General features: G+C 65.5%; 18 protein-coding genes and 3 pseudogenes. 11 read left to right on the top strand and 10 right to left on the bottom strand.

Annotation, left to right across the window (positions count from 1 at the left end):
* Window positions 1-13 precede the first annotated feature (13 nt).
* The 9 genes and pseudogenes from BST12_RS04575 (at window position 14) to BST12_RS04615 (ending at window position 7,865) form a co-directional block, all read left to right on the top strand.
* Entirely contained in the window at window positions 14-850 is an 837-nt protein-coding gene (locus BST12_RS04575) for an SDR family NAD(P)-dependent oxidoreductase (RefSeq protein WP_083111813.1), read from the top strand.
* Between the two features lie 154 nt (window positions 851-1,004).
* The gene (locus BST12_RS04580; protein ID WP_083111814.1) at window positions 1,005-1,661 is read left to right on the top strand and encodes a TetR/AcrR family transcriptional regulator; all 657 of its coding nucleotides are present in this window, start codon (window positions 1,005-1,007) and stop codon (window positions 1,659-1,661) included.
* Window positions 1,662-1,674: 13 nt separating this feature from the next.
* The gene (locus BST12_RS04585; protein ID WP_083111815.1) at window positions 1,675-1,869 is read left to right on the top strand and encodes a ferredoxin; all 195 of its coding nucleotides are present in this window, start codon (window positions 1,675-1,677) and stop codon (window positions 1,867-1,869) included.
* A 51-nt stretch (window positions 1,870-1,920) separates the two neighbouring features.
* Window positions 1,921-3,105, top strand: a complete 1,185-nt coding sequence (locus tag BST12_RS04590; RefSeq protein ID WP_170062050.1) for a cytochrome P450 — start codon at window positions 1,921-1,923, stop codon at window positions 3,103-3,105.
* 38 nt (window positions 3,106-3,143) lie between these two features.
* Window positions 3,144-4,310, top strand: coding sequence for an amidohydrolase family protein (locus tag BST12_RS04595; RefSeq protein WP_083111924.1), 1,167 nt, complete (start codon window positions 3,144-3,146; stop codon window positions 4,308-4,310).
* Between the two features lie 44 nt (window positions 4,311-4,354).
* Window positions 4,355-5,524 carry a M24 family metallopeptidase gene (locus BST12_RS04600; protein WP_083111925.1) on the top strand — a complete coding sequence of 390 codons (1,170 nt, stop codon included), beginning with the start codon at window positions 4,355-4,357 and terminating at the stop codon, window positions 5,522-5,524.
* A complete protein-coding gene (locus BST12_RS04605) occupies window positions 5,514-6,632 on the top strand; it encodes a M24 family metallopeptidase (protein WP_083111817.1) in 1,119 nt (372 codons plus the stop codon). Before BST12_RS04600 ends, BST12_RS04605 begins: the two co-directional genes overlap by 11 nt.
* A gap of 90 nt (window positions 6,633-6,722) precedes the next feature.
* Window positions 6,723-7,056, top strand: a pseudogene (locus BST12_RS04610) (CoA transferase); the annotation flags it as partial.
* A 2-nt stretch (window positions 7,057-7,058) separates the two neighbouring features.
* On the top strand, window positions 7,059-7,865 hold the full coding sequence (locus BST12_RS04615) for an SDR family NAD(P)-dependent oxidoreductase (protein ID WP_083111818.1): 807 nt from the start codon (window positions 7,059-7,061) through the stop codon (window positions 7,863-7,865).
* A gap of 2 nt (window positions 7,866-7,867) precedes the next feature.
* Here the strand turns inward: BST12_RS04615 and BST12_RS04620 are convergent, their stop codons facing one another.
* The 9 genes from BST12_RS04620 to BST12_RS04660 form a co-directional block, all read right to left on the bottom strand.
* The gene (locus BST12_RS04620; protein ID WP_083111819.1) at window positions 7,868-9,310 is read right to left on the bottom strand and encodes a nitrate/nitrite transporter; all 1,443 of its coding nucleotides are present in this window, start codon (window positions 9,308-9,310) and stop codon (window positions 7,868-7,870) included.
* Window positions 9,311-9,421: 111 nt separating this feature from the next.
* Window positions 9,422-10,165: a respiratory nitrate reductase subunit gamma gene (gene narI, locus BST12_RS04625; protein WP_083111820.1), complete on the bottom strand. Its 744-nt coding sequence runs from the start codon at window positions 10,163-10,165 to the stop codon at window positions 9,422-9,424.
* Window positions 10,162-10,830, bottom strand: coding sequence for a nitrate reductase molybdenum cofactor assembly chaperone (gene narJ / locus BST12_RS04630; protein WP_083111821.1), 669 nt, complete (start codon window positions 10,828-10,830; stop codon window positions 10,162-10,164). The genes narI and narJ overlap by 4 nt, the downstream gene beginning before the upstream one ends.
* Window positions 10,827-12,422, bottom strand: a complete 1,596-nt coding sequence (gene narH / locus BST12_RS04635; protein ID WP_083111926.1) for a nitrate reductase subunit beta — start codon at window positions 12,420-12,422, stop codon at window positions 10,827-10,829. Before narH ends, narJ begins: the two co-directional genes overlap by 4 nt.
* An 11-nt stretch (window positions 12,423-12,433) precedes the next feature.
* The gene (locus tag BST12_RS04640; protein ID WP_170062048.1) at window positions 12,434-16,099 is read right to left on the bottom strand and encodes a nitrate reductase subunit alpha; all 3,666 of its coding nucleotides are present in this window, start codon (window positions 16,097-16,099) and stop codon (window positions 12,434-12,436) included.
* 285 nt (window positions 16,100-16,384) lie between these two features.
* The gene (locus BST12_RS04645) at window positions 16,385-17,221 is read right to left on the bottom strand and encodes an SDR family NAD(P)-dependent oxidoreductase (RefSeq protein WP_083111822.1); all 837 of its coding nucleotides are present in this window, start codon (window positions 17,219-17,221) and stop codon (window positions 16,385-16,387) included.
* An 11-nt stretch (window positions 17,222-17,232) separates the two neighbouring features.
* Window positions 17,233-18,072, bottom strand: a complete 840-nt coding sequence (locus BST12_RS04650; RefSeq protein WP_083111823.1) for a mycofactocin-coupled SDR family oxidoreductase — start codon at window positions 18,070-18,072, stop codon at window positions 17,233-17,235.
* A 21-nt stretch (window positions 18,073-18,093) separates the two neighbouring features.
* Entirely contained in the window at window positions 18,094-19,296 is a 1,203-nt protein-coding gene (locus tag BST12_RS04655) for a cytochrome P450 (RefSeq protein WP_083111824.1), read from the bottom strand.
* Between the two features lie 168 nt (window positions 19,297-19,464).
* The gene (locus tag BST12_RS04660) at window positions 19,465-20,124 is read right to left on the bottom strand and encodes a TetR/AcrR family transcriptional regulator (RefSeq protein ID WP_083111825.1); all 660 of its coding nucleotides are present in this window, start codon (window positions 20,122-20,124) and stop codon (window positions 19,465-19,467) included.
* A 176-nt stretch (window positions 20,125-20,300) separates the two neighbouring features.
* Here BST12_RS04660 and BST12_RS34800 point away from each other — a divergent pair.
* Both BST12_RS34800 and BST12_RS34805 read left to right on the top strand, forming a co-directional pair.
* A pseudogene (locus BST12_RS34800) lies at window positions 20,301-20,954 on the top strand (acyl-CoA dehydrogenase family protein); the annotation flags it as partial.
* A gap of 60 nt (window positions 20,955-21,014) precedes the next feature.
* Window positions 21,015-21,476 (top strand): annotated as a pseudogene (locus BST12_RS34805) (acyl-CoA dehydrogenase family protein); the annotation flags it as partial.
* An 84-nt stretch (window positions 21,477-21,560) separates the two neighbouring features.
* Here the strand turns inward: BST12_RS34805 and BST12_RS04670 are convergent.
* Window positions 21,561-22,337 (bottom strand): acyl-CoA dehydrogenase family protein, encoded by a 777-nt coding sequence (locus BST12_RS04670; RefSeq protein ID WP_083111827.1) that lies wholly within the window; start codon window positions 22,335-22,337, stop codon window positions 21,561-21,563.

Below are 22,337 nucleotides of genomic sequence, written 5' to 3' on the forward strand. Positions count from 1 at the left end.
CGATACTGGCGCCATGAAGGGATTCAGTGGAAAGGTGGCCGCGGTCACCGGCGCCGGTTCGGGCATCGGGCGGGCTCTCGCGGTGGAACTGGCCAGGTCGGGTGCGCGGCTGGCGATCAGCGATGTCGACGCCGACGGGCTGCGCGAGACGGAGGAACTTGTCGCGAGCATCGGCGCGCAGGTCCGGTCGGATCGGCTCGACGTCGCCGAGCGGGCGGCGTTCCTCGCTTACGCCGACACCGTCAACGGGCACTTCGGGACGGTCAACCAGATCTACAACATCGCCGGCATCGCTTTTCTCGGCGACGTCGAAGTCAGCGGCTTCAAGGACATCGAGAAGGTGATGGACATCGACTTCTGGGGCGTGGTGAACGGGACGAAGGCGTTTTTGCCGCACCTGATCGCTTCGGGCGACGGGCACGTCGTCAACATGTCGAGCATGTTCGGGTTGTTCGGCGTGCCGGGGCAAGCCGCCTACAACTCGGCCAAGTTCGCGGTGCGCGGATTCACCGAGGCGCTGCGCCAGGAAATGGCCATTGCCGGCCGTCCCGTCGCCGTCACGGTCGTGCATCCGGGCTACGTCAAGACCGCGATCGCGCGCAATGCCGGGCACGCCGAGGGCGTGGATAAGGAATTCGGGGTTCAGTCGTTCAACAAGGTCGCCATCACCAGCCCCGAGAGCGCGGCGCGGATCATCCTCAAGGCGGTTCGCAAGAAGAAGGCACGCGTGGTGGTGGGCCCGGATGCCAGGGCCATCGAGTTGCTGGTGCGGGCTTTTCCCGCGGGGTATCAGCGGGTGGTCGGTCCCATGACGGCACGCTTCCAGCCGCGGGATGGCCGCCGAAAGTGACGCTGCAGTCGCGTTCGGCGCCGAGCGTGACTGTGGCGTGACGCTCGGCGCGAGGCGAGGCGAGGCGGCGAGGCGAGGGGAGAGGCGAGGCGACGCGGCGAGGATTTAAATCAATCGCTTGACTTAATACGCCATAGCGCGGTTGACTGGCGTAATGACCACACTCGGTCGGCCAGTGCGCAGCGAGCGGGCCAATTCCACCCAGGAGGCAATCCTGGTGGCCGCCGAGCGGCTGTTCGCCGAACACGGCGTGTTCGCGGTGTCCAACAGGCAGGTGAGCGAGGCCGCCGGGCAGGGCAACAACGCCGCGGTCGGCTATCACTTCGGCACCAAGGCCGATCTGGTCCGCGCGATCGAGCACAAGCACCGCGGGCCCGTTGAGGAGCTGCGCGAACAAATGGTGGGCGCGCTGCCCGAATCGGCGCAGATGCGGGATTGGGTGGCCTGTCTGGTGCGGCCGCTCACCGACCATTTAGCGGCGCTGGGCAACCCCACCTGGTATGCGCGTTTTGCCGCGCAGGCAATGACCGATCCCGCCTACCAGAACATCATCGTCAAGGATGCGCTCAGCTCGCCGTCGTTGGTTCAGGTCATCGACGGCATCAACAGCTGCCTGCCCGATCTGCCGGTCGATGTCCGCTTCGAGCGAAACATCATGGCCCGCAACTTGTTAATGCATACCTGCGCAGACCTCGAGCGCGCGCTCGCGACGGGCACTTCGGCGCCTCGGCGTTCATGGCGGACCGCGGCGACGGGCCTCATCGACGCGATCGTGGGCCTGTGGCTGGCGCCGGTGACCCCACCGGAGTGAATGGACCTCGAAGATGAAAGTGACTGTCAACCAAGACATCTGCGCATCATCCGGCAATTGCGTCATGAACGCTCCGGAAATCTTCGACCAGCGCGACGAGGACGGCGTCGTGGTGCTGCTCAACGACCATCCGCCGGCCGAACATGCCGAAGGCGCCCGCAGAGCTGCCGCCCTGTGTCCGGCGATGGCGATCCAGATCGAGGAGTGAGGCGTGTCCGACACACTGGCGACAACCACAACCGGCATCCCGGAGTACCCGATGGCCCGCGCGGCGGGCTGCCCCTTCGCCCCACCGCCGGACGTCATGTCACTGGCAGAAGCCAAGCCGCTCAGCCGAGTCCGGATTTGGGACGGCAGCACGCCGTGGCTCATCACCGGCTACGAGGAATGCCGTGAGCTGTTCTCCGATTCCCGGGTCAGCGTGGACGACCGGACGCCCGGATTTCCACACTGGAACGCGGGCATGCTGTCCACGGTGCACAAGCGGCCGCGTTCGGTGTTCACCGCGGACGGCGAAGAGCACACCCGATTCCGGCGCATGTTGTCAAAACCGTTCACCTTCAAGCGAGTTGAAGGCCTGCGCCCGACCATCCAAGAGATCACTAACGACCACATCGACGCGATGCTGGCCGGACCGCAGCCGGCCGACATCGTCACCGCACTGGCGCTGCCGGTGCCGTCGCTGGTGATCAGCGAGCTGTTGGGGGTGCCCTACCAGGACGCCGAGATGTTCCAGCATCACGCCAACGTGGGCCTGGCCCGCTACGCCACCGGCGAGGACACCGTCAAAGGCGCGACGAGTCTGCACAAGTACCTCGCTGCGCTGGTCGAGGCCAAGATGGAGACGCCAGCAGAAGACGCCGTCTCCGATCTGGCCGAGCGGGTCAAGGCCGGCGAACTAAGCGTCAAGGAGGCTGCGCAACTCAGTACCGGCCTGCTGATCGCCGGGCACGAGACCACTGCCAACATGATCGGCCTGGGAGTGCTTGCGCTGCTGGAAAATCCGGACCAGGCCGCTGTCCTGCGCGAGGCCGAAGACCCCAAGATCGTCGCCAACGCGGTCGAAGAACTACTGCGCTACCTCAGCATCATCCAGAACGGCCAGCGCCGCGTGGCGCTCGAAGACATCCGCATCGCCGGCGAAACGATCTACGCCGGCGACGGCATCATCATCGACCTGGCGCCGGCCAACTGGGATCCCGACGCCTTCACCGAACCCGACCGGTTGTACCTGCATCGCTCGGGGGCCGACCGCAACGTCGCATTCGGCTACGGCCGGCACCAATGTGTGGGCCAGCAGTTGGCCCGCGCCGAACTGCAGATCGTCTACCGCACGCTGTTGCGCCGCGTTCCCACGCTGGCCCTGGCCGTACCAGTCGCCGACATTCCGTTCAAGCACGACCGGCTCGCGTACGGAGTGTACGAGCTGCCGGTCACCTGGTGAGCACCTTCGAAAACGCCGATCCGAATGGAGGGGCCGTCATGTCGACGCCGACCGTTTCGCTCTACCCGCCCGAAGGCTTTGGCGCACCGAAGGATCGCCGCGGTCACGCCGACGGCAGTGACGTCGGTTTGCCCGAAGGGACCGTCGTCTTCTCCGCGGACAACCACATCTCCCTGGCCGCCGACATCTTCTACGAACGGTTTCCCGACGAACTCAAGGAGAAGGCGCCGCGCATCTGGTACGAGGACGGCGCCTACCAAGTGGGGCGCAAGGGGCAGTCGTTCCTGCCGGGTGACTTCAGCGCCGTGCTCATGCAGTACGACGACCTGCCCGGAGCTGCCAGCACCAACATCGAGGCCCGCATCCAGGAACTGCACGAGGACGGCGTCGACAAGGAACTCGCCTTCCCCAATGCGGTGCTGGCGTTATTTCACTACCCGGACAAGAAACTTCGCGAACTCGCGTTCCGCATTTACAACGAATACCTCGCCGAACTCCAGGAACGGTCCAACGGGCACTTCTACGGCGCCGGACTGATCAACTGGTGGGATCCGGAAGGAACCCGCCGGACACTGGAAGAGCTGAAGTCGTTGAGGCTCAAGACGTTTCTGATGCCGCTCAACCCGGGTAAGGATGACGAGGGTAATCCGATCGACTACGCCAGCACCACCATGAGCGCGGTGTGGGACGAGATCGAGGCCTCCGGCGTTCCGGTCACCCACCACATCGGAGAGACCCCGCCCAAGAGTCCGTGCGAATTCAACAGTGTGGTCGTGGGCATGATGATCAACATCGACGGCTTCCGGGAGACGTTCTCCAAGTACATCTTCGGCGGCATCCTCGATCAGCACCCGGCGCTGCGCATCGGCTGGTTCGAGGGCGGAATCGCCTGGGTGCCTTGGGCTTTGCAGGATGCCGAACACCTGGTGGCGTCGTATCAGCACATGTTCAACCGGCCGCTCGAGCACGACGTGCGCTACTACTGGGACAAGCACATGAGCGCCTCGTTCATGGTCGATCCGCTGGGGCTGGAGCTGATCGACCGGATCGGGGTCGGCAAGGTCATGTGGTCGTCGGATTACCCGCACAACGAAAGCACCTACGGCTACTCCGAAAAGTCCTTGGCCGCGGTCGTCAACGCCGTCGGGCCGGAGAACGCCGCGCGGATAGTCAGCGGAAACATCACCGAATTCCTGGGACTGTGACCACTTTTGCGCAAGCGATTCCGGAGACTCCGGATCTGAGCCGCATGCGCCGGGAGACCGGCGCCCGGCTGCGGACCGCCATGGCCGAACGCGGTATTGATGCAATGGTGCTGCTGGGCAATAACGCCGTGGTGTATGCCACCGGAACAAGTTGGCCACTGGGCGATGCCGGGCTGTCCCATGTCGAGCGGCCGGTGGCCGTGGTGCTGGCCGATGATGAGTGGCCGCACCTGTTTCTGCCGTTTCGGGAGGGTGTGGCGCACGAGTCGGACTTGCCCGCCGATCACCTGCACGGACCCGTCTATCTCGAATTCGACGAAGGCGTGGACAATTTCGGGCGCCGACTGGCAGATCTGATCCCCGGCGGTGCGGCGATCGCGGTCGACGAACTCACTGGCGCCATGTCGCGGGCCCGAAAAGTATTGTTCGGCAACGGTTCTCCATCGGATGCCACTGCCGTCGTCAGCGCCGCCAAGGTGATCAAGACGCCCGACGAACTGGCCTGCATCCGCACGGCGGTGCGGATCACCGACGAGGCCATGGTGGAAGTCCACCGGGCACTGGCGCCGGGCATCCGCCAGATCGACCTGTCCGCACGGTTTCTGCGCCGGGCGTTCGAGTTGGGCGCCACGGCCAGCATGCTCGAGCCGATCTGGCAGGTGATGCCGCACAGCAAGGCCGAGGGCGTATGGACCACACACGGCGACCTGGCGCTGCCGTTGCTCACCACCGAACGGGAACTGGCCGAGGGCGACGTGCTGTGGACCGACGTCAGCATCACCTACCGCGGCTACTGTTCGGACTTCGGCCGAACCTGGATCGTCGGGCGCGATCCCACCCCGCGGCAGCAGGCGCAGTTCGACAAATGGCACGAGATCATGTCCGCGGTCGTGGGCGTGGCCCGTGCGGGCGTTACGGCCGCGGATCTAGGTCGCGCCGCGACCGCGGCCAATGGCGGCGCCAAGCCGTGGCTGCCACACTTCTACCTGGGCCACGGCATCGGCGTGAACGCCGCCGAAATGCCGATGATCGGGACGGATCTCGGCGAGGAGTTCGACGAGAACTTCGTCCTGCAACCGGGCATGGTGTTGGTGCTGGAGCCGGTGGTGTGGGAAGACGGGACCGGCGGCTACCGCAGCGAAGAAGTACTGGTGATCACCGAGGAAGGCGCGACACGGTTGACCAACTACCCCTATGACCCATATGTCAGTTGACGTCTGTCCCGACGATCGCGCGCTGCGCTGCGGGCGACGGCAACGGGCGCTCGACCAGATGGCGGCCCACGATCTCGACATCCTGGTGCTCGGCCGCCAGGCCAACGTCCGATACGTCACCGGAGCGCCGCAACTGTGGGTCGCCGGGACGCGGCCGTTCGGCCCGAGCTGCGTCCTGGTGCGGGATACCGGTGCGCTTCATCTGCTCAGCACCTGGGACGAAGGGGTGCCCGAAGACATTCCGCACGAGAACCTTTACGGCATCACCTGGAACCCGGCCAACACGATCGCGGCGCTCAAGCGGATTCAGGGTGCGGCCACCGCGCTGCGCGTCGGAACCGATGCGCTGTCACCGGTTTTCGCCGAACTGTTGCCGGCGGCGTTTCCCAGCGCCGAACTCGTCGACGGGGAACTGGCCATGCGCGCAGCCCGGCGGATCAAGACCGACGAGGAAATCGGCGCGCTGCGTGCGGCGATCGCGGTGGCCGAAAAGGGCTTAGCCGCAGCGGTATCCGAACTGCGGTCCGGGGTAAGCGAACAAACGTTGGCCGGGGTCCTGTTAGAGGCACTGGCGGCCGGCGGGGTGAGCACCCCGGCGAATCAGGATGTCGCCTGGGTGACTTCGCGCGAGCATCCATGGCGGCGCTGCGGCGGCGACGGCCGGGTCCAGCCCGGCGACCTGGTGGCCTTCTCGGCCGGCGTCCTGGCCGGGGGCTACATCGGGGAAGTCGGCCGCACCCTGCCGGTCGGGGACGCCGCGGGAGCGGGTTCCCTATACCGACGCTGGGATAGCTTGTGGGCCAGGCTGATAGCGGCCTGCGGGCCGGGTGCCGTCGCCGCTGATCTGCTCGCCGCCTACGGCGCGGCGGGGGAGCCGGCGCCGCCGATGCCGGTGGCCCGCGGGCTGGGTATGGGCTTCGACCCGCCCGTCATCTCAGCGGAGCTGCCGCAGACGGCGGCCGGCGAACGGCTGGCGCCTGGAATGGTCCTCGCGGTCACGGGCTATGTGTGGGAGCGGGGAATCGGCGCGGTGTTCGGGCGCGAGGCTGTTCTGATCACCGAAGGCGGTCCCGAAGTGCTGACCAGCAGCCCGTTCTGGCAGGCGTGAGTGCCCCAATCTCAGGTCGAACCGCCGCTGACCGGCTATACCGTCGTTTCGACCTCTCCAGCGCAATAGCGGCCGCCTGGACAGCTGGATCGCAGCGCTGATGACATCGTGGCAGCGCTGTGGCGTGTGGGCGTGCCGGTGGCCAAGGTGATGCAGCCGCATCGGCAGACAGAGTTGGCCCAGCTGGAATCGCGCGGCTTTTTGGAAACGGTCGGAAGGCCCGGTCAACGGCCCGGCTAGGCTCAGCACCGTGCCGATGCGCTTCTCCGGTGGTCCGTGCCGGTTCTACACTCAGCCCGCACCACTGCTGGGACAGCACAATCACGAGCTGTTGACCGAGCTGGGCGTGACCGCCGCGCAGATCGCCGAACTAGCAGCCGAGGGCGTCATCGGCCACGCACCGGCCGGGTACGGGGTCACCTGATCATGCCCATCGGGCCTGAACGCATTCTGCTCACCGACCGAGTCGCCGTGGTGACCGGTGGCGGCTCGGGTATTGGGCGCGGCATCGCTGCGGGCCTCGCGGCCTTCGGCGCCTCGGTGGCCATATGGGAGCGGGACCCCGAAAGCTGTGCACAGGCGGCGGAACCCCTTGGCGCCCTGGCTATCACCGCCGACGTCCGGGACGGCGGCCAAGTCGACGCGGCCCTGCAACGCACCCTGGCCGAACTCGGTCCGGTCACGATCCTGGTGAACAACGCCGGCGGCGTGTTCTCGTCGCCGCTGCTGGAAACCACCGAGAACGGGTGGGATGCGCTCTACCGCGCCAACTTACGGCATGTGCTGTTGTGTACCCAGCGTGTCGCGCGGCAACTGGTCAGCGCCCAGACGCCCGGCAGCATCATCAACCTGGCATCGATCGAAGGTGCCCGTGCCGCACCGGGTTACGCCGCGTACGCCGCAGCCAAGGCCGGCGTCATCAACTACACCAAGACCGCAGCGCTGGAACTGGCCACCCATGGCATACGTGTCAACGCCATAGCACCCGACATCACATTGACCGAGGGACTGCTACAGCTTGGCGGCGATGCGGCGCTGGCCGGTGTGGGTAATGTCGTCCCACTGGGACGGGCCGGCCATGTTGACGAAATCGCCGGCACCGCCGTATTTCTCGCCTCGGACATGTCGAGCTACATCACTGGACAGACGATCCACGTCGACGGTGGAACGCACGCCGCGGGCGGCTGGCATCACAATCCGCAGACCGGGGAATACCAACTCGGGCCCAGGTAGCATCACGCCGGCGTCAGCGCCGGTGTGTTCGTGGCGGTCTTGGCGGCCGGTGCCCGGTTGGGAGTGCGGACGTACACGAACCAGGTGATCGCGGCGCACAGTACGTAGAAGCCCAGGAACACCCAGAACGCCGTCGTCGCAGACTTCGCGGGCGACAGATACGACGCCCGCAGCACGATGTTGATGCCGACGCCGCCGAGCGCGCCGATGGCCCCGGCGATCCCGATCAACGCACCCGACATCCGCCGCGACCAGGCGGCCTTCTCGGCGGGGCCGCAACCGTCCAGGCTCTGTGCCTTGGCGTCCAGGACCGAGGGGATCATCTTGTATACCGACCCGTTGCCGATTCCCGACACGATGAACAGCGCGACGAAACCGGCCACGTAGGCAGTGAGCATTCCGCCGGACAGCGCGCTATGCGTGGCGTCGCCCATCTCGCCGAAGGCGACGAGCCAGCCGGCCGCGGCGATCATCGCGACGAACGTGTATAGCGTGACCCTGCTGCCGCCGATGCGGTCCGACAGCCAGCCACCCATCGGCCGGGCGATGGAGCCCAGCAGCGGGCCGATGAAGGCGATCTGCGCGGCGTGCAGCGCCGCCTGGGCCGTCATCGCCGGGGTGATCGTGGCGCCGTGGCTGAGGTTGGCCAGAAAGCTTATTTGCAGCACCTGCCCGAACGCGAAGGAATAGCCGATGAACGATCCGAAGGTGCCGATGTACAGCAACGCGATCAGCCACGAGTCGCGGTAGCGCATCACGTCCATCATGGACCGGCCGTCGGTGCGCTGACTGGACAGGTTGTCCATGAACAGTGCGGCGCCGACCGCTGCGACCGACAGCAGCACCAGATACACCGCGCACACCCAATGCGGGGAGCGGTTGCCAGCCAGGGCGATCACCATCAGTCCGACCAGCTGGATCGTCGCCACGCCGACGTTGCCGCCGCCGGCATTGAGGCCCAGGGCCCATCCCTTGAGCCGTTGCGGGTAGAACGCGTTGATATTGGTCATCGACGAGGCGAAGTTGCCGCCGCCGAACCCGGCGACCGCCGCGACAACCAGATATGTGGCGTAGGACGTGCCGGGATGTGCCATGAAATACAGCGTCAATATCGTTGGGACCGCGAGTGCCAGCGCCGCGAACATGGTCCAGTTGCGGCCGCCGAACCTGGTGACCGCGAAGGTGTAGGGCAGCCGCAGGAACGCCCCGACCAGTGTCGGCATCGCCACCAGAAAGAACTTCCCGGCGACGTCGATGTGGTAGACGTTCTGCGGCATGAACAGGACCATCACCGACCAGATCGACCAGACGGAGAACCCGACGTGTTCGGCCACGATCGACCAGATCAGGTTGCGGCGCGCGATCTTCGCGCCGCCGTTGTTCCAGGCGTCGACGTCTTCGGCGTCCCAGTCTTCGATGGTGTGTTGGCGCACCTGTATTGGCATGCCATCACAGTAGGAATGTGTTGTTGCCGCAACGATTCCCGTGATGACCCGTGTGCTACAACCTGATCACAAACGCGATTTGCGGCCGGTGAGCTGTCGGTGCACTGCTCGTTACACCCAGCGGCTGCGGGCCGGAGGTGCCTCGGGCGCTGCCCACGCTCTCGCGTATCGGTTGCCTGATGCCTTCTGCGGATCCCGGCTGCGGTAGACGAGATCGGGACGCGTCAGGTATCCGATCGGCGCACTGAACATGTGCACCAGCCGGGTGTAAGGCCAAATGCCAAGCAGCACAAGCACTATAAACGCGTGCAACTGAAACGTCCACGGCGCCTCAGCCATCAGATCCACCGCCGGATGCAGCGAAAACAAGCTGCGGAACCACGGCGAAACGGTATCGCGGTAGTTGTAGCGGGCGAACACGTTGGTCAGCGTATTGAGCATCCCGGTCACCAGCGCGCCGGCCAGCAGCAAGTACATCAGCCTGTCGCTGCGGGACGTCGCCTGACGCACCGCGGGCACCGTAACACGCCGGTAAAGCAGGATTCCCAGGCCGGCAACTACGGCGAAACCCGCAAGTGAACCCATCGTCACGGCCGCCAAATGGTAAGCGGTCTCGGTGATTCCGGCCGCGGAGGTCCACTTTTGCGGAACGAGCAGACCCACCACGTGGCCACCGAACACGCCGAGCAGGCCGAAGTGGAACAGCGGGCTGCCTAGGCGCAGCAGCCGGCTCTCGTGTACCTGTGACGATCGCGTGGTCCAGCCGAACTGATCGGTGCGATAGCGCCAGATATGCCCCAGCACAAACGAAGTCAGCGCAATGTAAGGGGCGATCATCCACAGCAGGCCGGTCATCGACGACCGCCGGCGGTGAGCGGGTCCATCGCGAACGGTTCCAGGCCGACGTCCTCGCCGGGCGGGCCCTGTGCGGCCAACTCGGCAATCCGCCGGCGGTCCGCGGTGCTGATCGGCGGCAGCGTGGACAAGACCGCCGCCAGCACATCGGCATAGCTAGATTCACTGTCTACCAGCGATAGCCGCAACAGCTCCAGAACCGGGACATGCTCGCCGAGCAACCGCCGCCCCTGCGAATAGTCGATCGTGGCGGCGAATTCGAGAACCAGCGGCAGGTAATCGGGTAGTTCGCCATCGCCCAGCTGTATCCCGGCCTGGCGGTAAGCGTGCTTGAACCGCAGCAATGCCATGCCGCGCTTGCGGGTATCGCCGTATGCGTAGTAGGTCAGGTGCAGCGTGGCGCGGCGACGCATGTCGAAGGTTTCGACGTAGCGGGCGGCGAGCTGTAGCTGATCTGCGCTGCGGATCTCACCTAGGAAGCCCAGCAAGGGCGCGCCGACCGATATGGGCAATTCCGTTGTCGCAGCGACGAGTTGATCGGCCATTGCGAGCATCTGCTGTGCGGGGTAGTCCAGCAGCAGCGCGGCTATGCGCCATACCAGTCGCTGGTCGCGCTCGGGCAGCCCAATGCTGTCGGTGCGGCCCTTGCGGGTCAGCGTTTTCATTTGGTGGGCACCAGCCCGTCGGTACTCTTGCCGTCCCAGTTGAGCAGGTTGCGGGCCTTGCCGGAATGGCCGTTGCCGGTGCCGGAATGGCCGTTGCCGTTGGTGAGATGGAACTTATCGGCCATGGCGTCGAACGCCGTCATCCCGGGCCCGCCATCGCTGTCGAGACTGCATCCGGTGGCCAGCGCGTCGAGCCGGTGCGCGTCCGAACCCGCGCCGTTGGGAATGACATAGCGGTCGGCGTACTTGGCGATCGCCAGCAGCCGGTACATCGATTCGATCTCCTCGCCACGCAGCTGCACCGACGCCGGGATCGTGTCGTCGAATTCCTCACCCAGGCTGGCCGCCCGCATGTACGACCGCATCGCCGCAAGCCGTTGCAGCGCAAGGCGAACCGGCCCGACGTCGCCCGCGGTGAACAGCTCGGCCAGGTATTCGATCGGTACCCGCAGCGCGTCGATGGCGCCGAACAAGTTGTTCTTGTTCTCGCCGTCGTGGCCCGTCTTGGCCAGCACATCGACGACGGGGGACAGCGGCGGGATGTACCAGACCATGGGCATGGTGCGGTACTCGGGGTGCAGCGGCAGCGCCAGCTGATAGTCGACGATGAGCCGGTATACCGGCGAATTCTGTGCTGCCTCAATCCATTCGGTGGAGATCCCGGCGCGCTCGGCCTCGGCGACCACCCGTGGGTCGTGCGGGTTCAGGAAGACACCCAGTTGCGCGGGATACAGGTCCTGCTCGTCTGGTACCGACGCCGCGGCCGTCACGGCATCGGCGTCGTACAGCAGCACCCCGATGTAGCGCAGCCGCCCGACACACGTCTCCGAGCACACCGTCGGAATGCCCACCTCCACCCGTGGGTAGCAGAAGGTGCACTTCTCGGCCTTGCCCGTCTTGTGGTTGAAGTAGATCTTCTTGTAGGGGCAGCCGGTGACGCATTGCCGCCAACCGCGACACCGGTCCTGATCGACCAGCACGATGCCGTCCTCGCTGCGCTTGTAGATCGCGCCGGACGGGCAGGAGGCGGCACAGGCGGGGTTGAGGCAGTGCTCGCAGATGCGGGGCAGGTAGAACATGAACGTCTGCTCGAACTCGAGCTTGACCTTGTCGGATATGTTGGCCAGCAATGGATCCCGGCCCACCTGATCGGGGCCGCCGCCGAGGTCGTCGTCCCAGTTGGCGCCCCAGGTCACCTTGGTGTCCTGTCCGGTGATCAGTGACTTGGGGCGGGCCACCGGAGTGGTGTCCATCGCCGGGGCGGCAAGCAGGTTCTCGTAGTCGTAGGTCCACGGGTCGTAGTAGTCCGACACCGTCGGCAGGTCCGGATTGGCGAAGATGTTCAACAGCCGGCGCAACTTCGACCCGGATTTCAGCGTCAGCTTCCCGCGCTTGTTGAGCGTCCAGCCGCCCTTCCACTTCTCCTGATCCTGATAGCCGCGCGGATATCCCTGTCCGGGGCGGGTTTCCACGTTGTTGAACCAGGCGTACTCCATGCCGCCGCGGTTGGTCCAGGCCTGTTTGCAGGTGACGCTGCAGGTGTGGCAGCCGATGCACTTGTCGAGGTTCATCACCATCGCGAGTTGGGCCATGACTCTCATCGTCAGTACTCCACTTCCTGCGAGCGTCGCCTGATCGTGGTGACCTCGTCGCGCTGGTTTCCGGTGGGGCCGTGGTAGTTCAGGGCGAAGGACTGCTGGGCGTAGCCGCCGATCAAGTGAGACGGCTTGATCATGATCCGGGTCAGCGCGTTGTGGATACCGCCGCGCTTGCCGGTCTTCTCGGTACGGGGCACGTCCACCGCCTTGTCCTGCGCGTGGTACATGAACACCAGTCCCTCGGGCATCCGGTGGCTGACGATCGCCCGCGCATTGACCACACCGTTGCGATTGGTGCATTCGATCCAGTCGTTGTCCTGGACGCCGATCTTCGCCGCGTCGACGTCGGACATCCAAATCGCCTGTCCGCCACGGGAAAGTGTGAGCATGTACAGGTTGTCCTGGTATGCGGAGTGGATCGACCACTTGGAGTGCGGAGTCAGGTAGCGCACCGTGATCCCGCCGCTGGTGTCACCAACCGCCGGCTCGTTGAACAGCGCCGTCATGTCCAGCGGTGGCCGGAAGATTGGCAACTGCTCGCCGAGTTCGCTCATCCAGTCGTGATCGAGGTAGAAGTGCTGGCGGCCGGTCAGCGTGTGCCACGGCTTGAGGCGTTCGGTGTTGATCGTGAACGGTGAATACCGCCGGCCTCCGGTCTCCGACCCGGACCACTCCGGTGAGGTGTTCACCGGAACCGGGCGAGACTGTGTGTCGGCGAAGCTGATTCGCCGCCCTTCGTTCTCTTTCGCGAGGTCGGCCAGTTCGATGCCGGTGCGACGCTGCAGCGCCTCGAAGCCCTCGACGGCCAGGCGCCCGTTCGTCGTTCCGGACAACGCCAGGATCGCCTCGGCGGCGTGAATGTCCTTGGTGAGCAACGGTCGTCCCGCAGCCGCTCCGGACAGCGCCGTACCGTTGACGCCGCGCAGATACTCGACCTCCGCCTCGGGATGCGTGGTGACTCCCTTGACGGTGAGGCCGACCGTTTCGACCATCGGCCCCAGCGCCGCCATCTTCTCGGCGATCGCCGGGTAGTCTCGTTCGACCACAACCAGGCGCGGCATGGTCCGGCCCGGAATCGGCTCGCATTCACCGGCTTTCCAGTCCAGCACTCGTCCGCCCGGTTGTGCGGTCGCGTCTGCGCTGTCGTGTTGCAACGGCACCGCGACGATGTCTTTGCGCTTCCCCAGGTGCTTTTCGGCCAGCCAGGAAAAGCCGCGGGCGATTCGGTGGAACGCCTCGAAGTCGGTCTTGGTTTCCCAGGGCGGCGAGATGGCCGGCGAGAACGCGTGCACGAACGGGTGCATGTCGGTGCTGGACAGATCGTGCTTCTCATACCAAGTGGCGGCGGGAAGGACGATATCGGAAAACAGTGTGGTGCTGGTGTTCCGGAAGTCCAGCGATAACAACAGGTCCAGCTTTCCGGCCGGCGCCTCGTCACGCCAGCGCACCTCTTGTGGACGCACCGCGTCCATATCGCGTGCGGCGACGTTGGAATCGGTACCCAGCAGGTGTTTGAGGAAGTACTCGTTGCCCTTCGCCGACGAGCCGAGCAGGTTGGAGCGCCAGACGGTAAGGCAGCGCGGGAAGTTCTCCGGGGCATCCGGGTCTTCGCACGCGAACGAAAGGTGGCCGGACTTCAGCCCGTCCACGACGTGCGCCGGTGCATCCTTGCCCAGCCGATCGGCCTCGTCGGCCAGATCCAGCGGGTTGCGGTTGAACGTGGGATAGCTCGGCATCCAGCCCAGCCGGCTGGCCAGCGCGATATTGTCGGCCGCGGTGCGTCCGGTGAACCGGCCCTCGGCCAGCGGGGAGGCCATCACCTCCGAAGTGAACGGGTCATAGCGCCACTGGTCGGTCGACAGATACCAGAACACCGTGCCCTGCATCTGCCGCGGCGGCCGCTGCCAATCCAACCCGAAAGCCAGCGTCGACCATCCGGTTACCGGCCGGCACTTCTCCTGGCCGACGTAATGCGCCCAGCCGCCGCCGTTTACCCCCTGGCAGCCGGTCAGCATCACCAGCGTGAGGAACGAGCGATAGATCTGGTCGGAGTGGAACCAGTGGTTGGTGCCAGCGCCCATCAGGATCATCGACCGGCCGCGGGAGCGTTGCGCGTTGTCGGCGAATTCCCGCGCGATCCGTTCGGCCGCCTGGGCGGGTACGCCGGTGATCGGTTCCTGCCAGGCCGGGGTGTACGGGTGGTCAGCGTCGTCGTAGTCCGCCGGCCACTCGCCGGGCAGGCCGGAGCGGTGCACGCCGTACTGCGCGAGCAGCAGATCGAAGACGGTCGTAACCCGTTGACCGGCAATGATTCTCGTCGGAACACCGCGCGTTAAGATGCCGGGCCGGTCGCCGTCGAACCGCGGCAATTGCACCGCCGTCACGTTGCTGCCAGTGCCGTGCAGGGTCAGCAATGGGTCCACGCCGTGCAGGTCGAGGTTCCAATTGCCCTCACCGGATGCGGTGAACCGGTGTCCCAGTGAACCGTTCGGTACCACCGGGTTGCCCTGGGCGTTGAGTAGCACCGTCTTGGATGCCGCGCCTTCGCCGCTGTCGCCGAGGTCGGTTGCGGTAAGGAACTTTCCGGGTAGCCATCGTCCGTCGCGCTCGGTCAGCGTCACCAGGAACGGTAGGTCGGTGTACTTCTTCACATAGTCGGTGAAGTAGGGGGTCGTGCGTTCGACGAAGAATTCCTTGAGGATCACGTGGCCCATCGACATCGCCAGCGCGGCGTCGGTGCCCGGCCGCGCCGGCAGCCACTCGTCGGCGAACTTCGTATTGTCCGCGTAGTCAGGTGAGACCACGACGACCTTCTGGCCGCGGTAGCGGGCCTCGGTCATGTAGTGCGCATCGGGCGTGCGGGTGACCGGGACGTTGGAGCCCCACATGATCAGATAGCCGGCATCGAACCAGTCGGCCGATTCCGGGACGTCGGTCTGGTCACCGAAGACCTGGGGCGAGGCCACCGGGAGGTCGGCGTACCAGTCGTAGAACGACAGCATCGACCCGCCCAGCAGCGAAATGAACCGAGCCCCAACGGCATGACTGACCATCGACATCGCCGGGATCGGTGAGAAACCCGCAACCCGATCCGGGCCGTACCGCTTGATGGTGTGCACGTGGGCCGCCGCCGCGATCTCGGCGGCTTCCCACCACTCGGCGCGAACGAAGCCGCCCTTGCCGCGCGCGGCCTTGTAGCGGCGGGACTTCACCGGGTCGTCGACGATGTCGGCCCAGGCCAGCACCGGATCGTTCAGCCGTGCTTTGGCCTCGCGGTAGTACTCCAGCAGAATGCCGCGCACGTACGGATAGCGCACCCGCGCAGGCGAATACGTGTACCAGGAGAACGAGGCGCCGCGCGGGCAGCCGCGCGGTTCGTATTCCGGCTTGTCGGCGCCGACCGATGGGTAGTCGGTCTGCTGGGACTCCCACGTGATGACGCCGTCCTTGACGTAGATCTTCCACGAACACGAGCCGGTGCAGTTGACGCCGTGGGTGGAGCGCACCACCTTGTCGTGTGCCCAGCGATCACGGTAAAAATCGTCGGCCGATCGGCCCCCGATCTTGTGCAGGGCGCGGTGGTCCGCGGAGATCTCGCCGCGATGAAAATATTTGCCGAATCCGAGCAAGGCGTCGGCGGCGGTCTGCCGATTCTGGTTCAGATCGACCACGATGCCTCCTCGGCGAGCAACAGCGTCGTGCTGTGATTCACCGAGGGTAGGGCAGGTTTTTGGGCCCGCAAAAATACTCACCGACGGGCCGTGGCGATAGTGCGATTGCTTTAACACCCGGGTCACATTGCGGTTGGTGCGGCCCTCACACCACGTTGCGGCGCAACCGCGATAAGCGCTGCTGGACGCCGTGGCCGGCGGATTGCAGCGGCAGCAGTCCGCAACATGCGACGCCCAGCGTCACACCGCGGAATTGAGCTTTTTTCTTCTCGTTAACACGCGTTTTCAGTGGCTCCAGCCCGCGGCGGCCTGGTCGTCGAAGGCGCGGTCGATGCGTTCGAACCTGCGCCGCACCGACGCGCGCGCGGCCTCGTGCGGAAGGATGTAGAGGCGGTTGGCCAGGACGGCATCGGCCGTCAACCGGGCGACGTCACCGACGCTGAGGGTGTCGTCCTGTGCCGGGAGGGAACCGACCGACCCGGTCACGTCCGGGGTGGACGCCAGGCCGTAGTCGGCCCCGCGGATTCGTTCCGAGTTGGACACCAGCTTGGTTTCGACGACCATCGGGCAGAGCACCGAAACGCCGATGCCGTTGTCCTTGACCTCCCGGGCGAGCGTCTCGGCCAGACCGACGACGCCGTACTTGGCAACGCCGTAGGCCCCGAGTCCCGCGTTGGGCACCAGCCCGGCAAACGATGCGGTGAATGCGATGTGGCCGCCGGTGCCCTGTTCGAGCAGCCGGGGCAGGAACGCTTCGACGGCATGGATGTTGCCCCACAAGTCGATATCGATCACCCAGCGCCAGTCGTCGTTCGTCATCTCCGCGATCGGACCCGCCACCACGATGCCGGCGTTGCTGAATACCACGTCGACCTGGCCGAGCAGCCGGAAAGCTTCGTCAGCCAGGTGAACGACCTCGTCGAGATGACGGACGTCGCACATCACGCCGTGCGCCTCGAACCCGTCGTTGCGCAGCCGCGCCACGGCGTGCTCCAGACCGGGCTTATCGACGTCAGCGAGCACGAGTTTGGCGCCGCGACGGGCGAATTCGAGTGCGGTGGCAAAGCCGATGCCACTGGCGCCGCCGGTGATGACCGCCCCGCGTCCGTCAAATGAGTCCATAGGACGCAACGCTACTTAAGACAACTCCCCGCGTCGATGGGCAGGGTGACACCGGTGACGTATCGCGACTCGTCAGAGGCGAAGAACAGCACCGCGTTGCTGATGTCCTCGGCGTCTACCCAGGGAACCGGCAGCGTGTGGAACATCTGGCAGATGGGGGCCATGTCGTCGGGACCCGGATTCTCCAGATCCGGCCGGAACAATTTCCAGGTCCCCGCGTTCATGATCATCCCGGTGCTCACGTGCGTGGGATGCACCGAGTTGACCCGAATCATGTGCTGCCCCAACTCGACTGCGAACGAGCGCATGATCCCCACCACACCATGCTTGGCCGCGACATAGTTGCCGCAGTGCGGGTAGGCCTTGAGCCCGCCGACCGAACTGGTCAAGATGATCGAACCGCCGTTCTTAGCCGCGATCATATGGGGCACACCGGCTTTCACCGTTTTCCATACGCCGGACAGGTTCACGTCGATCATTTCCTGCCAGTCGTGTTCGGTGCACTTGTCCAGGGTGTCGCCGCCGTTGCCGATGCCTGCGTTGGCAACGATGATGTCGAGCCGGCCCAGCTGCTCGACGCCGGCGTCGACCGCGGACTTCAGGGCGTCATAGTCGCGCACGTCCACTTCGGCGGTGAAGATGCGGCGGTTGAGGCCCTTGACCAGATCGGCCGTCTCGGCCAGATCCTCCGGCGTCGCCGGCGGAATCGGGCTGTTCTGCACGATTCGCTTGCAGACGTCGATGGCGATGATGTCGGCGCCCTCCTGCGCTAACCGCACCGCGTGACTGCGGCCCTGACCGTGCGCCGCCCCGGTGATGAAGGCGACTTTGCCTTCCACTCGACCCGCCATGTTCCCTCCTCTTAACGTCGCTCAGCCCAGAACGGCCGGCATGGTCTCCCAGCCCCGCACGGTCGACGTCGGGGACAGCTTGGCGGCGGTGAGGTCGACGTCCCATTCGGGGAAACGCTTCAGGATTTCCTCGAGCGCGATCCGGCCTTCGAGACGGGCCAGCGCCGAGCCCAGGCAGTAGTGGGTGCCGACACTGAAGGTCAGGTGCTGGCGTGGCTCACGCCGGATGTCGAAAACGTCACCGTCCGGCGGGAATTGGCGGTGGTCGCGGTTAGCGGCCCCGATGAGCATCATCATGATGCTGCCCTGCGGCACCCGCTGGCCGTAGAACTCGACGTCGCGAGTGACATACCGGGCCACGTGCGGAGCCGGCGGCTCGAACCGCAGCAGTTCCTCGACGGCCTGCGGGATCAAGGACGGGTCCTGCGCCAGGGCTCGACGCTGGTCCGGGTGCTCGGCCAAAACCTTTCCGGCCCAGCCGATCAGGCGGGTCGTGGTCTCGTTGCCGGCCCCGGAGACGACGGTGACGTAGGTAAGAAGTTCGTCGCGGGTGAGCCGGCGAACGGTTCCGGTTTCGTCGGTGAACTCGACGTTGAGCAGCTCGGTCATGATGTCGTCGGAGGGGTGTTCGGCACGCCAGTCGATGTACTGGCCGAAGAATTCTCCGTTCAGCATGCTTTCGGGTGTGGTGTTCATCGGCTTGCCGACCTCGGTGCGCATCTGCGCATTCGCGAAATCCCGTGCGGCTTCCTGATCTTCTTCGGGAACTCCGAGCAGCATGCCGATCACCCGCATCGGCATCTGCGCCCCGAGGTCGGCCACGAAGTCGAATCCGTCGGCGCCGATCAGCGGATCCAAACTGCGAGCGCAGAATTCGCGGATCTGCGGCTCGAGTTGGCTGATCTTGCGCGGAGTGAACATGCGCGACAACAGCTTACGGTGAATGTCGTGGATCGGTGGGTCCTCGAAAATCAGCACGCCCGGCGGCATCTCGATGTTCGCTCGGATGATCTCCAGGATCGCGCCCCTGGCCGAACTGAACGTGTGGTAGTCGACGATCCCGGCGTCGACATCGCCGTACCGGCTCAGGGCGTAGAAATCGTGCTGTTCGTTGTAGTACAGCGGCGCCTCTTCGCGCAGCCGCCGGAACATCGGGTACGGGTCGGCGTTGAGCGTGACGTCGTAGGGGTCGAAGTAGACGTCGCTGGCTGCGCTGACTGTCACGGGTTATCGCCTCTCGCCGGAACCGTGCCGCAACTGAACTCTGTCATCACCCACCAACGAGTGTCAACGCAAAATCCATTTTGGCTATTTGCAGTTCTTACTATTCGAGAATACCGTTCTCGCGTGCCGCGCCGGTATCTCGGCAGCGCAGTGGCGACTAGCGGGCGTTCAGGCCCGGGTGCTTGCGAATCCGCGTGAGCAGAAGTCCCACACCTCGTCGGCGGTGATGGGATGGGTGGTGGCGTCATCGGCGCCGCCGCTGGATTGTGCGACGAACATGACTGTCTGCATGGTCATCGCCGCGATCCGCTTCGGATTGACCTCCCGGCGCAGTTTGCCGGCGTCGCCTGCGGCTTCCATGAGCTCGGTGAGCAACGCGAGCAGCGGCGCATGTGCGGTCTTGACCTCGGCGGGATGGGTGACCAGCAGCCGTGGCGCAAAGTCGGTGAAAAGCGGCCGCTGGGCCGTCGGGTCGGGCCGAGAGGCCTCATAGAGCAGTTCGACGGCAACTTTCAGCCGCTCCAGGGGATCGGAGTGGTTTTCGGTAGCCGCGCGAATCTGGTCCGCCGAGCGGCTCAACGCGTCCTCGAACAACGCCAGCAGTAGCTCGTGTTTACCGTCGAACTGCAGGTAGAAGCTTCGCAGCGACTGCCGGGACCGGTCCACGACCTCCTGGACGGTAAAGTCCGTGCTGCCTTTCTCGATGATGATGGCCTGCGCTGCGTCCAAGAAGCGCTGAACGCGCTGCGCGGCCCGTAATTTCGCGGTCTTGATGGACCGCTCGACGGCGCGCTGCTTCCAGGCCGGCTCTTCGCTCGGATTGGTCACGGGCGGCTCAGCTGATTGCCGCGAGGAGAGAACATGGTTGGACTGTACCGGAGAACGCCGTGCCATCGCTGCGCTCGACCTCCTCACGGGCCTCGTTTTGGAGATTGTAACTTCCTCACCGCGAGAATACTATTCTCTTACGCGTATGTTTGGGAAGCGGATTTGAAAGAGTACTCGTGCAACTGACGTTCGACGCCGACGTCGAGGCGTTCCGCGCCGAATTCGTCGCCTTTCTCGACGAACACCTGCCCGCCGAAGCAGACGGGATCGCTCGGCCCCGATCGTGCTCCCATGTGCCGGAGTGGGCGGCGCGCTGGCAGCGACTGTTGTTCGACAACGGCTGGCTACTGCCCGGCAACCCGCCGGAATTCGGCGGCCGCAACGCCACGCTGTTGCAGCAGTACGTGCATGCCGACGAGATGGCACGGCGGCGGATCTACCGCAGCTTCAACCCGCAGGGCGTGGGCATCATCGCCGCATCCCTGTTGTCGTTCGGAACGGCCGAGCAGAAGCAGCGCTGGGCGGTGCCGATTCTGCGTGCCGAGATCACCGCTTCGCTGGGCATGAGCGAACCCGGCGCGGGCTCGGACCTGGCGTCGCTGAAAACGCGGGCGGTGCGCGACGGCGATGACTTCGTGGTGAACGGACAGAAGGTATGGACGTCAGGCGCACACGACGCAGACGTGTTACTGACGTTCGTGCGCACCGACCCCGGTGCGCCAAAACACAAGGGCATCAGTGTCTTTATGATCCCGACGGACACACCGGGCGTGGTGCGACGGCCGTTCGCGTCGGTGTGCGACCACGACGACGTCGAATTCAACGAGGTGTTTTTCACCGACGCGAGGGTGCCGGCCGAGAACTTGATCGGCGAGCTCAACGGCGGCTGGCGGGTGGCTACCGGGTCGCTCGGCCATGAACGCGCCATGCTGTGGATGGACTACGCCAACCTGTTGGACGAGATGACAATCGACTACCGGCCGCGTGGACACTTGGACCGAGATCGCTTCGCCACGCTGGTGATGGACGCGCGGGCGATGCAGTTGTTGGGCTCTGCGGCAATGGCCAAGGCCGCGCGAGGCGAAGAAGACGTGCCCGCACAATCGGTGCTCAAGCTGCTCGGCTCGGAGGCGTTGCAGCGCGCCTCGGAGGAGGCGCTGAACGCCAGGGGCGCCGACGGGCTCGCGCATCCGGGCATGACGGCGCCGTTTTCGCCACTGAACCTCGATGACCACTACGGCAGTTGGTTCGACCGCTACGCACGCAGCTTCGCCGGCACCATCGCGGGCGGAACTTCGGAGATTCAGCGCAACATCATCGCCGAGCGGATACTCGGGCTGCCGCGCAGCTAGCGCCGGCGCGTGTCCCGTCTCGCCGTGACTGTGAATCTCACGACGGCTCAACGGCGTGTCGCGTCGTGAGATTCACACTCGGCGCTAGAGGTCGACCAGCCGGGGGGCGGATCCATTGCGGCGCAGGACGGTTCCCGCCTCGCGGGTCAGTTCACGGGCGCTGCCGAGCAGCCCGTCCAGCAGCAACGACCGCTTGATGTGGTGATGCAGTTGGTGTTCAGCGGTGAAGCCGATGCCGCCGAACACCTGTTGACAATGGCGTGCGGTGCTCAGCGCCGCCTGGCCTGCCGCGGCTTTGGCCAGCAGGCAACTCAAGGCGTCGGCATCTCTGGCGGCCGCCACGGTGGCCTCGGCGCCTTCAATCGCGACGAGCGCTTCGGCCAACCGGTGCCGGACCGCCTGAAACGATGCGATGGACCGGCCGAATTGGATTCGGTCCAGCGCATGCCGGCGTGCCAGGGACAGCATCGCGCGACTGGTGCCGACCAGCCACCAGCCCAGCGCCCGTCGCCCAGCTTCGAGTGGCACCGGATCACCGTGCGGCACTCGATGAATCGGTAACGCTTCGTCCAGCGCCGAGGTGGTCTGGTCGGTGCGCTCCCACACCACCCAGGAGCCGCCGGCATACGGCAGCGGCACGGTAGCACCCGCCGACCGCAGTACGACGTCATTGAGCACAGGCGCGTGCGCGCCGGTTTCACCCAGCAGCCGGAACACCAAAGGGATTGCGGTGTCGGGTATTTCGTCGAGCATATCCCGCCAGCCGAGGTCGGCCAGGGCGGCGTCGAGCTTTGCGCCGGACGCTGCATTCATGGTGGTGCGCAACGAATCGGCCAGCATGCGCAAGGCCTCGGGGTCCAT

The organism is Mycobacterium angelicum (assembly GCF_002086155.1).
In the GTDB taxonomy this organism is placed as follows: domain Bacteria; phylum Actinomycetota; class Actinomycetes; order Mycobacteriales; family Mycobacteriaceae; genus Mycobacterium; species Mycobacterium angelicum.

Bases quoted from the DNA above. Each gene is read 5' to 3' on its own strand.
- BST12_RS04620 (WP_083111819.1), bottom strand. From the start codon at position 9,310: ATGCCAATACAGGTGCGCCAACACACCATCGAAGACTGGGACGCCGAA.
- narH (WP_083111926.1), bottom strand. From the start codon at position 12,422: ATGGCCCAACTCGCGATGGTGATGAACCTCGACAAGTGCATCGGCTGC.
- BST12_RS04605 (WP_083111817.1), top strand. From the start codon at position 5,514: ATGTCAGTTGACGTCTGTCCCGACGATCGCGCGCTGCGCTGCGGGCGA.
- BST12_RS04595 (WP_083111924.1), top strand. From the start codon at position 3,144: ATGTCGACGCCGACCGTTTCGCTCTACCCGCCCGAAGGCTTTGGCGCA.
- BST12_RS04600 (WP_083111925.1), top strand. From the start codon at position 4,355: ATGCGCCGGGAGACCGGCGCCCGGCTGCGGACCGCCATGGCCGAACGC.
- narI (WP_083111820.1), bottom strand. From the start codon at position 10,165: ATGACCGGCCTGCTGTGGATGATCGCCCCTTACATTGCGCTGACTTCG.
- BST12_RS04615 (WP_083111818.1), top strand. From the start codon at position 7,059: ATGCCCATCGGGCCTGAACGCATTCTGCTCACCGACCGAGTCGCCGTG.
- BST12_RS04585 (WP_083111815.1), top strand. From the start codon at position 1,675: ATGAAAGTGACTGTCAACCAAGACATCTGCGCATCATCCGGCAATTGC.
- BST12_RS04575 (WP_083111813.1), top strand. From the start codon at position 14: ATGAAGGGATTCAGTGGAAAGGTGGCCGCGGTCACCGGCGCCGGTTCG.
- narJ (WP_083111821.1), bottom strand. From the start codon at position 10,830: ATGAAAACGCTGACCCGCAAGGGCCGCACCGACAGCATTGGGCTGCCC.
- BST12_RS04580 (WP_083111814.1), top strand. From the start codon at position 1,005: ATGACCACACTCGGTCGGCCAGTGCGCAGCGAGCGGGCCAATTCCACC.
- BST12_RS04670 (WP_083111827.1), bottom strand. From the start codon at position 22,337: ATGGACCCCGAGGCCTTGCGCATGCTGGCCGATTCGTTGCGCACCACC.
- BST12_RS04650 (WP_083111823.1), bottom strand. From the start codon at position 18,072: ATGGCGGGTCGAGTGGAAGGCAAAGTCGCCTTCATCACCGGGGCGGCG.
- BST12_RS04645 (WP_083111822.1), bottom strand. From the start codon at position 17,221: ATGGACTCATTTGACGGACGCGGGGCGGTCATCACCGGCGGCGCCAGT.
- BST12_RS04590 (WP_170062050.1), top strand. From the start codon at position 1,921: ATGGCCCGCGCGGCGGGCTGCCCCTTCGCCCCACCGCCGGACGTCATG.